This window comes from Streptomyces dioscori, from assembly GCF_003024195.1.
Lineage (GTDB): Bacteria > Actinomycetota > Actinomycetes > Streptomycetales > Streptomycetaceae > Streptomyces > Streptomyces dioscori.
The window spans coordinates 242,765-255,018 of sequence record NZ_KZ679041.1 but is presented as its reverse complement, the minus strand read 5'-3'; the positions used below and the strand labels follow the sequence as shown (position 1 = coordinate 255,018).

The following is a 12,254-nucleotide window of genomic DNA, read 5'->3' as shown; positions in this document are numbered from 1 at the left end:
GTGACGGCAGGCACCGCGCGGGCCACTGGTTACCGGCCACCAGCCGGGATTGTGGCGTTCGCCGCATCGTCCAGGGCGGCCAGCGGTACAGCGTCGGCAATGGCCTGCATACCGCTGTCGTTGGGGTGAAGGTGATCGCCCGAGTCCAGAGCTGCGGACATTCTGGTGGGATCGGCCGGATCACGAAGGGCCGCGTCCTGGTCGACGACCGCGTCACATCCGCCGGCGGAGCCGCGGAGGTAGGTGTTGATGGCTTGCCGGTCCTGCTCCACCCGCTCGCTCCACCCCGCCCCGACGGCCGTGTCACGGAAGGGCGTCAACGTCGAGCAGAACACCTTCACCCCGGCGTCGTGCGCTTGGCCGGCCAGCTCGGCGAGACCTTCGATGAGCTGCTCGGCCGTCGGTGCGTCCGTCCGAAGGAGATCGTTGATCGGGTCGTCGGAGATGATGACCCACCGCACGCCGGGCTGGTCCAGTACATCGGGTCTGAATCGGGTCAGGCCCTTGCTCCCGGATCCGTCGGAGAGCAGGTTGTTCCCGCTGATGCCCTTGTTCAGTACACCGACAGTACGGCCGGACTCGCCGAGCCGTCCCGACAGCAGGTTGGACCAGCGGTGGTTCGTGCCGAAACCAGAGTTCAGTCCGTCGGTGATCGAGGCACCGAAGGCGACGAGCGCACCGTCGGCATCAGGGGCCTGCACGTCCAGGTTGGAGAGCAGTGAGTAACTCCCATATGTGGCCGCACCCTCCAGGGAGGCGTTCGCGCTCTGGTCCCCGTCGGCGTAGTAGTTGGTCTGCTGGGCAGTGCCGTGCTGGGTGTATCCCGTCCGCGTCGGCACGAAGAAGCTGATCGCGACGTCCGAGTCCGCTGCAACGTCGAACGCCGCTGGATCGCTGACCACCGTACCGCCGACGGGGATTGTCACCCCGTGAGCACCCGAAAAGGTGACGTATCGGTCCGTCGCATTGTCGACCATCGATCCCGAGACGCTCTTCGCGATGTGCACGTTCGAGACTGTCACGGGCACGGTCCCGTAACGGTTCGACAGTTGGATGCGAGCGGCACTGCCGCCGATGCTCGTATGCACGATCTGACGGAGCGTCTTGTCGGCGAAGACGTCGGAGCGGTTCTCCATCGCAGTGGCCCAGGTGCCGGTCCAGGGGATGTCCGTAACCGTCGCCGTCGATGCGGAGGTGGTCGCGTCGCCTACCGGCACACCCGTCGCGCTCGCCGTGGTCACACCGGCCGGCAGGAGCAGGGCCCCGAGGGCAACAGCAGACCGCGTACACATATGTGTCATCATCGATTTCCCAACATTGGTCCTGCAGTTCTGATCCATCACGTCGATGTGGTCGTGAAGGAGGCGACGGCCGACTTCAGCCTTGTTCGCCGGTCAGGCCGAACTCCTGCGCCACCAGCGCGTGGGAGAGCCGGCGGGCCGTGGGGTCGTGGATGAGGGAAGTGAGCATCAGCTCGTCCGCGTCCATGCTCGCCTGCAGCTCTGTCAGCCCGGCACGCACTGCGTCGGGGGTGCCGCCGATGACCCTCTCCAGCCATGTGTCCAGGAACTGCTGCTCATCGGCGGTGTAGGGGTACTTTTCCGCAGTTTTCGGAGAGGGGATCACCGAAAGTTTCCCCTGTGCGGCAAGCATGAGCATCAGCCCTCCGGACCGCGCCAGGGACACGGCCTCCGCCTCGTCCTGCACGCAGACGACCTGGGCGGCAACCATCACGTGAGGTGCCTGCAGCATCTCCGAGGGACGGAACTTCTCCCGGTACACCTTGATCGCCCGGGGCGTCTGGACCGGATTGATGTGGTGGGCGGCCGCGAACGGCAGCCCCAGCCGTGCGGCCACCTCGGCACCGGTAGTCCCGGATCCGAGCAGCCAGATGGGGAGAGCGGGCGCCTTTGGCACCACGTGGACCTGATCACGCCGGTACGGGTGGCCTTCGGGGAACTCGCCGCGTAGGAAGTTCCTGACCTCGTTCACCTGGCTCTCGAACGATTCTGTGCTGGTGTCGTCGGCGATACGCCGAAGCGCCTGGGCGACGCTGGGGAGCGAACCCGGGGCCCGGCCGACACCCAGGTCGAGACGCCCTGGATGCAGTGCGTCAAGCAGACCGAACTGTTCGGCCACCACCATGGGCGCATGGTTGGTGAGCATCACGCCGCCCGATCCGAGGCGGATCGTGCGGGTGACGTTGGCGAGGTGGGCGAGGAGGACCGCGGGCGCTGGACTGCCCGACGCCGGAAAGCTGTGGTGCTCCGAGACCCAGAAGCGCCGATATCCCCAACGCTCCGCCAACTGTGCCATTTCCGCGGTCTGTCGCAGGGCCTCGGCGGGACTGTCCTGCTCCCCGACCACGGTGAGGTCGAGGACGGAAAGGGGGGCCGGGCTGGTTCCGTGTGGCCGCATGTCCGCCACCCGCGCGGGCGGCAGGCTCGCCGGACCGTCGGTGGAAGCCTTGTCAGGCACCGTCGTCTTCCGCATGTGCTCACTCTCCGTACCGCGCTCTACAAACGGACCCGTGAGTCCGTTTATTTCGGAGCGTAGGCCGACTCACCGTCCCGGTCAAACGAGATCGGCGGCGACCGGACTCCGCCGTCGGTCCATGGGCGCTGCAGTCGATTCGGGACCCATTCGTACAGACGAGGCGGAACCCTCAGCAGGTTCACGATCATCGGCCTTCCGATGACACGTGTCCCGGGCTGACGGACGACGCGACTTCGCGTACCAGTGCGTCGGTATCGACGAGTTCGCCGCGTGCGACGTTGACCAGGGAAGCTCCGTCCCTCAACAGGGCGAGTCCTGCGGCGCCGAACGCGCCCCGTGTCTCGTCCGTCAGCGGTGCGCACAGGATCACCGCGTCCACCGTCTGACCGGGGCCCGCATCAATGGTCCACGCGCAAACACATATCTAGTGACAGGAATATACGTGTCGTTTGTCACTACCTGACGCAGTCGGTTCCCAACCGCCTGCCCATGACACGTCCTACGCCACAGTGTCCGATGTATCCACAGGTCAGGCCATGCGAATGCCCTCACTGCCCCTCGAAGACACACTCCGAAGGACCACACAAGAGCTCGCACCAGGCACATGTAACACCCGACACATGTCGATCGTCGCGCATACTTACGTCATGCAGTCCGTGATCGTCATAGGAGCAGGGCAGTCCGGCATCGCCGCGGCGGCGGCCCTTCGCAGGGCCGATCTGCGACCGCTCGTACTAGAGGCTTCCGAACATCCCGGCGGTTCGTGGCCGCACTACTACGACAGCCTCGTGCTGTTCACCCCCGCGCGGTTCAACGGGCTTCCCGGTTTCCCCTTCCCGGGGGATCCCCATCATTTTCCCACGCGCGACGAGACAGCCCACTACCTGCGTGCCTGCGCCGCGTCCCTCGACTGCGAAATCCATACCGGGACCCGGGTCACCGCTGTGACACGGGACGAGGACGGGATGTACATGGTGCGGGCCCAAACCGCCGCAGGCCGGACCGCCGAATTCGTCGCCCCCGCGGTGGTCTCGGCCACCGGGGCCTTCTCCAATCCGCGCGTTCCCCGTCTGCCGGCCCTCGACCACTACACCGGGCACCTCATGCACTCGGCCGACTACCACGGCCCGGCCCGGTTCGCCGGTCAGAGAGTCGTCGTGGTGGGCGCGGGCAACTCGGCTGTCCAGATCGCCACCGAACTGGGCCCGTATGCCCGGGTCACCCTGGCGTCCCGCTCCCGCATCCGGTTTGCAACGCGCAGCGCGGTGTCGGGCGCCTCGCCTGTCTGGCAAGGTCTGGCGATCGCGGCACGACTGCCCGTCGGTCCCCTGTTCGCCCCCGGTTCGGACGTCACCGCCGTGTTCGCCGAGCCTGCTGCCTTGGCCATGAGCGGTGCCGATCAGCGCGCGATGTTCCGCTCGACCTACGGAGCGGAGATGCGGTGGCCGGACGGAAGCACGGAGGACGTCGACACGGTCATCCTCGCGACCGGCTACCGCCCGGCCCTGGCCCATCTGCGCCCCATGGGTGTGCTCAGGGCCGACGGCACACCGCGGCAGCGTCGCGGTCTCTCCCGTGATCACCCCGGACTGGCCTTCGTGGGGCTGCGGCATCAGCGCACTCTCTTCTCCGACACACTGCACGGGGTCGGGGGTGACGCCGAGTACCTGGCCCTTCGCCTGGCGGCGGTGCACGGGCCTGTCGGCTCCACGGTCTGACGGACGGGGCGGGCAGCGGCATCGAGCCGCGGCGAACGAGCGCTCCTGTCCTGTCCGTGCCCCGGACGAGGGACCCGAAGTGGGGCCGGAGCACCGTTCGGCGGCATGATGATGGTGCCTGCACCGACTTCCGGATGGAAAGACATGTCCGTTCCCACAGCCGAAGAGGGCATCACGCCTGCCGTCACAGTCCTGCTGGTCGAGGACGACGAGGTGATTCGCAGGGCAGTAACACTTGCTCTGGAGCGCTACGGTTACCGGGTTGTCGCGGCCGGGGACGGACTGACCGGGCTGGAGAGGTTCAAGGAGGGCGGGAACGACGTCCTGCTGCTGGATGTGATGCTTCCCGAACTGGACGGCATCGGGCTCTGCCGGCGGATCCGCGAGACCAGTACCGTCCCCGTCCTCATGATGTCCGCCCGTGGCGACGCCTTGGACGTCGTCTCGGGCTTGGAGTCTGGGGCCGACGACTACGTGGTGAAACCGGTCGACACCGCCGTGCTGGTGGCCCGCATCCGCTCACTGCTGCGTCGTGCCACCTTCCAGGTGGCGGTGCCGGACGCGGCGGCGGAAGGCACACACAGCGCGCAAACAGGGCTGGTCTTCGGCGACCTGACGCTGGACACAGCCGGCCTTGAGGTGCGCCGGGGTGGCGAACCGGTTGCGCTGGCCCCCACCGAACTGCGGCTGCTGCTGGAGTTCGCCGCCAACCCCGGTGTCGTCCTCGATCGGCAGACCCTGCTGCGCACGGTGTGGGACTACGGCTGGGACGGCGACACCCGCGTGGTCGATCTGTGTGTGCAGCGGCTACGCAAGAAGATCGGCGCCTACCGGATCGAGACGGTCCGCGGGTTCGGCTACAAACTACGGCGGCACTGAAATGCGTACGCGCGCACTCCTCAACTGGCGGTCGCTGCGCTGGAAGATCGCTCTGCTGGTCTCCGTGGCCTGCTGCGCCGTCGCGCTGTCGGTCGCTGTCCTGGTCCACCACAGCACACTGACCCGCTCGATGAACGATGGCGCAGCCAAGGCACTGACCGCTCTGTCCTTCTCCATGGAACGGTACGAGCAGGACGCGGCACCCCCCGCCGGCCTCGTCACCGATCCGGTCGCCATACCGGACGACCTGCTGCGCCGTCTGAGCGGCGGGCCGGGTGACGCCACGTGGTATGACGGGGACCCGGTGCACCCCGCCATGTGGGCGGCACGGACCCACGGGGGCATGCCGTTGGCGGTGCGCGTGGACATGACCCCCGACCTTCTCACCCGGCGCGCACTCGACCGGCACATGTTGCAGTACTCGGCGATGGCGTTGGCCGTCATCGTACCGATGTCGGCACTCACCGCCGAGCTGCCGAACCGAAGACTGCGGCGGGTCGCACGGACCGCCCGGCGGATCGCGGACGGTGATCTGGCCGCACGGATCTCGGCAGGGGGCGGGACGGGCGACGAGATCGGTGCCATCTACGCCGCCGTGGACTCGATGGCTGACAGTCTGCACGCACGACTGCGTGCCGAGCAGCGGTTCACCGCTGACGTCGCCCACGAACTACGAACCCCGCTGATGGGGCTAGTCGTGGCCGGCGAGCTGTTGCCCGAGAGCGAGGCGACCGACATGGTCAGGGACCGGCTGGAGGTGCTGCGCCGCCTCGTCGAGGAATTGCTGGAGATCTCCCGGCTCGACGCGGGCGTGGAGACGGCCGACCCTCGTGCGGTACCGCTGGCGGCCGTGGTGCTCGACTCGTTGCGGCGAACAGGCCTCGACGCGCGGTTCACCTCGCGCGGCGAACCGACGGTGAACACGGACCCGCGCCACCTCGACCGTGTCGTGGCCAATCTGGTCATCAACGCCCATCGGCACGGCCGGGGCCCCGTCGAGGTCGAGGTGACGGACAGACTGGTGTCGGTACGTGATCACGGTCCCGGTTTCCCCGAGGAGCTGGTGCTCAACGGCCCACAGCGTTTTCGCACCGGTGCCAGCGAACGCGGCCACGGGCACGGCCTCGGCCTGACCATAGCGCTGGGGCACGCCCGCGTCATCGGCGCGTCCCTGGACCTGCGCAACGCCCCCGACGGCGGCGCGGTGGCCGAGCTGCGTCTTCCGCCCGGGTCCTGACAGCACCTCCTGTCGCCGCGATCCCCCATCCCGCCCGGTCGCCGATACACAGCGGACACATAGTTGCGTGCCACCCGAGACCGGGCCGTCGGCCCTGCGGACATACCGCGCGCGCAAAGTGGCTGGTCTGCGTGAACGTCACGCAGATGTCTGCAGGAGGTGCGTCCCTGTGTCCCCGATGACCTCGCGCGGTGAACCCCGGGCCCCGTTGTCTGCCCGTCGGCACCACAAGAACTGGCTGCGTCGTCCGTACGGACCTGGATTCGCGGCGTGCGCCACCGGTGCCGTCCTGCTGACGATCGTGGCGTTGCTCATCTCCCTCGTACGGTCCGGTGCTGGCGAGGACGGACGTGCTCCGGTGTCGGCGTCGGCAATTTCCTGGCCGGAGCAGGGGCAGACCAGCATCCTGGTCGAAGGCCTCGGCGCCGAGGGTGATCTCGGCACCCGGGGCACCCGTGAGCCGGTGCCGATCGCCAGTGTCACCAAGGTCATGACGGCGTACGTGATCCTGCGCGAACACCCTCTGCGCGCAGCCGACGCCGGCCCGGACATCACCGTCGACCAGCAGGCCGCCGACGAGTCCGTCCTGAGCGGCGAGTCCACCGTGCCCGTCGAGCGGGGCCTGCGGTTGAGCGAACGGCATGCGCTGGAACTGATGTTGATCCCGTCCGGAGGTAACATCGCCCGGATGCTGGCTCGTTGGGACGTCGGCTCGGAGGAGGCGTTCGTCGGGAAGATGAACCGTGCCGTCCGCGCCCTGGGCATGGCGAACACCACGTACACCGACGCCAGCGGTATCGCGCCGACGACCGTCAGTACCTCCGCGGACCAGCTGAAGCTGGCCCGCCGGGTCATGCACGACGCGGCGTTCCGCTCCGTCCTCGCGATGAAGGAGTCCACCGTGCCTGGTGTGTCCGGTCCTGTCCGCACCACCAACACCCTGCTCGGACAGGACGGCGTGGTCGGCGGCAAGACGGGTTCCAGCACTCCGGCGGGCGGCAACCTGATGTGGGCCGCCACCGCGCCGGACCGCAGCGGGCACGACCGGCTGATCCTGGGTGTCGTACTCCACCAGCAGGCCGGGACCAGCTCCGAACAGGGTCTGCGAGCCGTTCTGGCAGCCAGCCGCGAGTTGGTGTCGACCGTACGGCGATGGGTGTCGACAGTCTGACCTGGCAGTTCTCCGAGACGCCGGGGATATGATTCCAAGCCCGGCGGTGCCTGCCCGGCCACGAACTCCGGTGTCGTTCTGGGGCTCGGGCCCGTGGCGGCACGGATCAATCAGTTCGCCCCGGCCGCCTGTACCCCCTCGCACGTACCGTCGACCGTGCGGCCCGCACACAAGAAGTCGATCATCTTCTGTCCGCACGGGACGTTCCGCAGGCCCGAGTGGACGTCATCCTTCACCAGCAGCAGTGAGCCGCCGATGCTGGCCCTGATACGGCTGGCGGCGATGCCGATCCGACGGCTCTCGGGCTGCGAGTAGTCCAGGGGAACCTGGAGCGTGGCGCACTCGCTTCTGTGGTCCTGAGGATTCCAGTCCTCGGCGACCTCCGTGCAGGGGCGCCAGTCGAGTCCGCCGAACGCCGCCTTGGCGTCCGTGCCACCGGCGACGATATGCGCCGACAGGGAGGCTGCCGTCAGCACGGCGGCCGAGAGGAACGTGAGCCCGAGAGAGGGCAGGGATCGCATGAAAAGCGGCACCTCCGATGGTCGTGGCGCACAGAAGTCGCGGAGTGCGACCGCATGCCACGGCCATCGTCGAGGTGCCCGGTTGCTGCAGACCCGCATACGTGCATCAGCTGGACCTCAGCGCTGTATCGGCCGAACGGTGTGCCCGCCGGCCCCGCTCCGGCCCCGCCTGCGGCCGGAATCGGCGGCTACAGACCCATGTCGAGGGCGAGGCAGGAGTAGTAGTTCCATGAGTTCTCAGGGTTGTACCGGTCGCTCACAACGCCGGGCTCGGCGGCGGCCTTCTCCGCGACCGTGTCTTCCGGACGGATGCGCTCAGGCAGATGCCCAAATCTCTCGTGCCGCGCGGCGGTGGCGCTGTCCGTCGTGATCTGAATGCTCATCGCTCGTCCTTGTGTCTGCTTCCGTGGCTGTGACGCCTTGTTGTGGACCGAGTTCAGGATGCACTTACAATCGTCACCTGTCAAGCCGGTGACGCAATGGAGGTGGACATGTGGGCCACTGCCGATACGCCCGCAAAACACCTGTGGCCGTGGCCCGCCCCACGGGGGCGGGCCACGGCCACGAAGAAGCAGAGGGTCAAGGGTTCCGGCCCGACGGCAACGGCGGTCGACGGGGCCTCCGAGGGACGGACCGGGATCCTACGGGCACGCGTTCGCCTCGTTGCTCCGACCGGTGTACAGGAGGGGCAGACCCAGGCCGTGGCGGCGGTCGCGCACCACGGTGTCGTGTACATGCGCCTCCATCTCAGCGGAGAAGATCTCATTCAGGCCGAGGCCCGCACCCGGCCTGTCCGCGACAGGCTTCGCGGCGGCCTGGGGGTGTTCCTGGATCTCGTGCACAGCGGATCTCCTCTTCGACACCCGAGACGGGTCGACAGGTCACAGTTGGGACGGGCCGGGTCATCACTCGGCAGCAAAGGCGATGGTGGTACACCAGCACCTTTCACGCAGTACGCCGGCGCAGATGTCTCCGTCAGCGCAGCTCTCAAGGCGCGCACCGAGTCCGGCACACCCTAGCTGCACACATGTGTGCACGCAAAGCCGTACACGGGGGCATGCCACGCGGCCGATCCGCGCGAGGCGGCCGGCTCCGCGCCAGCCGCCGGACAGCAACAAGTGCGGGTCCCGCACCAGGGAAGGGGCACGGGACCCGCGGTCTCGACGCGACCCGGATCAGGCGGCGTTGGTGTTGATCGTGACGGGAACATTGCCGCGGGCAGCCTTGGAACAGGGGCAGATCCGGTGGGCGGCAGGCACCGCCGAGTTCTTTGGGGTGGGCGAGATTCGTCTCCAGCAGGCCGTCGGATGATCGGACGCGTCCACCGTTGCGACCCTCGCCAGTGACGCCGACCCTAGAGTTGTTGCATGACTGACCGCACGGGGCTCGTCCTCGACTTCGGCGGCGTGCTCACCACGCCGCTCCTCCCCGCAGTGCTCGCCTTCGAGAAGCGCGAAGGATTGGCGGAGGGGGCCCTGATCACAGCTCTGTACCTGGACGAGGACGCCATAAGGCACACGCAGGAACTGGAACGCGGTGAGATCACCCAGCGTGAGTGGAACGACCGAGCCTCCCGGAGCCTGGGGCTCGCGCCGAACAACCTCATGGGGCGCATCTTCTCCGACCTGCGCCCACAGACAGCGCTGATCACCGCTGCCGCCGCCGCCCGCCGCGCCGGCATCAGGGTCGGCATCCTCTCGAACTCCGTGGGGCTGGAGCCCTGGAACCTCTACGAAGGCTATGACCTGGAGACGCTGTACGACGCGGTGGTGATCTCGGAAGAGCACAGGATGCGCAAGCCCGAGCCGGAGATCTTCCAACTCATGCTCGGAAGGTTGGGACTGGCCGCTGAGCAGTGCGTGTTCGTCGACGACACCGAGCAGTATCTGCCGCCTGCTGCGGCGCTGGGTTTCGCGACCGTCCACGCGGTGGAGCCCAGCAGGACGGTGACCGAGTTGGAGACCCTGCTGGGCGTGCGGTTGGCCGGGGCGGTCTGACAGCGAGGCTCCGGAATGACGCCTGCGGGGCCGGAGGAACGAGCCGACCCGCCCGCGCCGAGCGCCCTACCCTTCGCGGATGCGGGGCCGGTGGCCCGTCGCATGGAGGGTGAACAAGAACTCGCCCTTTTCACCCGCAGGAAAGGACGTCGGGGGACGACCATACGCACCGGAGCGGACTCGACATGCCAGAACGGTTTCGGCGACGAGCAACCACCGGTACAGCAAGACCGGCCTGGGACCATGCCTCCCGGGTCACGCAACTGGAGACGCTCGACGAACAAGGTCGTAACGCAGGACGCAGCCCTGGCGTTCCGCCCTCCGACAACCGTGCGATCCTCCTGCACTGCCGGACGGATCACACCGTGAACATACGATGCGTCGGCCCGTACCCCGATGTCGCGACGATCAAGGACCACGACCACAACAATGCTTGGCCAGGCCACCGATCATGGTTGACCGAACCGTCGATGGGACACAACTCAGTGGGAGCGCTGATGTCAGTCGGCCGGAATCGCAGAGCCGACCGAGTTCTGCTCGTCACGGGATCCATTACGTCGCCTGTCTGTCGAAACGGATCACACGGGGCGACGCCAACTCGGAACGACTGCTCATCCCGCCCCGCGTCACCTGGTGAGGAGGTGATCCAATCCTCCCAGAGCGACCGTCACCAGTCAAGGTGGTGACTTCACCTTCTGTGCAGTGCTCACCATGAACATTGGATGCGGAATACATGCGGCTTCGGCCACGGATACGGAAAAGCGACACGAGAGCGTTGAGATACCTTCAGCCTGACATATGGCAATGGCATTGAGGTGTTTCACCTATGCCCTGACTGCAGTGGTCGTCCGCCGGACGCAGATCTCTCGGCCTGCCGACCGCCTTCGAGACGGCGCGGACGCCGTACCGTGACTCTGCCGGTGAGGCAAACGGAACACCGACGTTCCGCCGTGCGCGGCGCCCAACCGGAGGTTGACAGGTGAGCCTCTGCGGCTGATCACCCTTGCGGGCACCGCCCTGCCCCGGCGACGGGAATGACGAGATCGACGACCCCGGAAGAGCTGGGCGGCACGAAGGCGCCGAGCCGCCGGGTTATGGCGAGCATCGGCGTGTTGGCCGCGTCGGTCATGACTGCCACGCTGTGGCAGTCGAGACGACGGGCGAGGTGGACGGCATGACAGGCGAGGGACATGCCCAGCCCCCGATTCTGCCAGGCATCTTCGACGAGCAGGCCCAGCTCATGAACCCCGTCACGATCGGTACGCATGAGATGGGACACGGCGATCACTCCGTCCGACCCGTTCGAGGGGGTTGTGACCCATGTGACCCCGTAGCGGGGATTCGTCAGGCGAGCCCACTCGACAGAGGTAAGAGCACGCCGCACCCCTTGGTAGCGCTTGTACCGTGATGCGTCCGTACATCTTTGATGCATCACATTCACGAGGTCAAGGTCTCCTGGGAGAGCCTGGCGGGTGAACACGAGTTGACCCGTGCTCAGCACGTGCACGCGTTTCTCTTCGCAGGTGTGAGAGGTCATGGAGGCTCCGACAGGAATCAAGGTGTGGATGATACGCGCGCTGTGTACAGCGGGGATCCCCGACGCATTAGCAGTTGGCCTCACGGCACACATCGCTGACCGCGCGCTTCTTGCAATCCCCGGACAAGCGCGAGGCGCTACAACGGTCGAGCCGTGCCGCATGCTGCGGCTATGCGGCTGGCGACCGGGACACCAGGTGATCTCAAGCCCTTCGACCAGTGCACTCGGCTCACCTACATGGGCGGATGACCTGCGCCGACCCAGGAACACAGTACGTGTGCGGGACAAAGTCACATCTCTTCGGCACCGTCCAGGATGTCCGCGATGAAGCTGTCCCAGTCCAGACCCGCCATCTCGTCCTGCCGCGGCGTCGTCCGGTAGGTGGAGTCGAGCCACCGGGCCAATGGCCGGGCCGGCAGTTCGAAGAGGGAGCTCATGTCCGGCGATTCGAGCAACAACCGCGCCGTCGCGCCGTCTGCGGAGCCCACCGGCCACATCTGTACGTCCCCGGAACCGCTCAGCTCATGTAGGCCGCGGTAGACCAGTTCACGGCTGACGCTCCAGGTGACGCGCGGACCAGGACCGGCCATGAAGGTGATGGACACCAGCATGGGCATATCCGGATCGAACCGGAACTCCGCCCCCATGGCCTGCCAGGCGAAATCGTCCAACAGCCGCTGGATGGCCAGCGAAAGCAC

At 67.2% G+C, this 12,254-nt stretch carries 12 protein-coding genes and 1 pseudogene; 5 read left to right on the top strand and 8 right to left on the bottom strand.

The genetic code is table 11. The features are described from left to right. Positions 1 to 29: 29 nt before the first annotated feature. The 3 genes and pseudogenes from C6Y14_RS12360 to C6Y14_RS44935 form a co-directional block, all read right to left on the bottom strand. Positions 30 to 1,292: a GDSL-type esterase/lipase family protein gene (locus C6Y14_RS12360; protein ID WP_159074224.1), complete on the bottom strand. Its 1,263-nt coding sequence runs from the start codon at positions 1,290 to 1,292 to the stop codon at positions 30 to 32. Between the two features lie 85 nt (positions 1,293 to 1,377). Then, entirely contained in the window at positions 1,378 to 2,493 is a 1,116-nt protein-coding gene (locus C6Y14_RS12355) for an LLM class flavin-dependent oxidoreductase (RefSeq protein WP_107016649.1), read from the bottom strand. A 226-nt stretch (positions 2,494 to 2,719) separates the two neighbouring features. Then, a pseudogene (locus C6Y14_RS44935) lies at positions 2,720 to 2,872 on the bottom strand (NAD(P)-dependent oxidoreductase); the annotation flags it as partial. A 271-nt stretch (positions 2,873 to 3,143) separates the two neighbouring features. On the opposite strand from C6Y14_RS44935, the gene C6Y14_RS12345 reads away from it, so the two are divergent. From C6Y14_RS12345 to C6Y14_RS12330, 4 genes are all read left to right on the top strand, one after another. Further along, entirely contained in the window at positions 3,144 to 4,214 is a 1,071-nt protein-coding gene (locus tag C6Y14_RS12345; RefSeq protein ID WP_107016942.1) for a flavin-containing monooxygenase, read from the top strand. Between the two features lie 144 nt (positions 4,215 to 4,358). Next, positions 4,359 to 5,093 carry a two-component system response regulator CseB gene (gene cseB / locus C6Y14_RS12340; protein WP_107016647.1) on the top strand — a complete coding sequence of 245 codons (735 nt, stop codon included), beginning with the start codon at positions 4,359 to 4,361 and terminating at the stop codon, positions 5,091 to 5,093. A 1-nt stretch (position 5,094) separates the two neighbouring features. Further along, positions 5,095 to 6,330 (top strand): sensor histidine kinase, encoded by a 1,236-nt coding sequence (locus tag C6Y14_RS12335; RefSeq protein ID WP_107016646.1) that lies wholly within the window; start codon positions 5,095 to 5,097, stop codon positions 6,328 to 6,330. Between the two features lie 169 nt (positions 6,331 to 6,499). Then, entirely contained in the window at positions 6,500 to 7,501 is a 1,002-nt protein-coding gene (locus tag C6Y14_RS12330) for a D-alanyl-D-alanine carboxypeptidase family protein (RefSeq protein WP_404828771.1), read from the top strand. Between the two features lie 110 nt (positions 7,502 to 7,611). Here C6Y14_RS12330 and C6Y14_RS12325 read toward each other — a convergent pair whose 3' ends face one another. From C6Y14_RS12325 to C6Y14_RS12315, 3 genes are all read right to left on the bottom strand, one after another. Next, the gene (locus C6Y14_RS12325) at positions 7,612 to 8,022 is read right to left on the bottom strand and encodes a hypothetical protein (RefSeq protein ID WP_107016644.1); all 411 of its coding nucleotides are present in this window, start codon (positions 8,020 to 8,022) and stop codon (positions 7,612 to 7,614) included. A 188-nt stretch (positions 8,023 to 8,210) separates the two neighbouring features. Beyond that, positions 8,211 to 8,405, bottom strand: coding sequence for a hypothetical protein (locus C6Y14_RS12320; RefSeq protein WP_107016643.1), 195 nt, complete (start codon positions 8,403 to 8,405; stop codon positions 8,211 to 8,213). A gap of 258 nt (positions 8,406 to 8,663) precedes the next feature. Next, complete coding sequence (locus tag C6Y14_RS12315; RefSeq protein WP_107016642.1) at positions 8,664 to 8,864, bottom strand: hypothetical protein; 201 nt, start codon at positions 8,862 to 8,864, stop codon at positions 8,664 to 8,666. A gap of 525 nt (positions 8,865 to 9,389) precedes the next feature. Between C6Y14_RS12315 and C6Y14_RS12305 the strand changes: the two genes are divergently transcribed. Continuing rightward, complete coding sequence (locus tag C6Y14_RS12305; protein WP_107016641.1) at positions 9,390 to 10,019, top strand: HAD-IA family hydrolase; 630 nt, start codon at positions 9,390 to 9,392, stop codon at positions 10,017 to 10,019. Positions 10,020 to 11,016: 997 nt separating this feature from the next. On the opposite strand, the gene C6Y14_RS45850 is transcribed toward C6Y14_RS12305, so the two are convergent. Next, complete coding sequence (locus tag C6Y14_RS45850) at positions 11,017 to 11,451, bottom strand: GNAT family N-acetyltransferase (RefSeq protein WP_404828786.1); 435 nt, start codon at positions 11,449 to 11,451, stop codon at positions 11,017 to 11,019. A 395-nt stretch (positions 11,452 to 11,846) separates the two neighbouring features. Then, positions 11,847 to 12,254: an SsgA family sporulation/cell division regulator gene (locus C6Y14_RS12295; RefSeq protein WP_225891036.1), complete on the bottom strand. Its 408-nt coding sequence runs from the start codon at positions 12,252 to 12,254 to the stop codon at positions 11,847 to 11,849.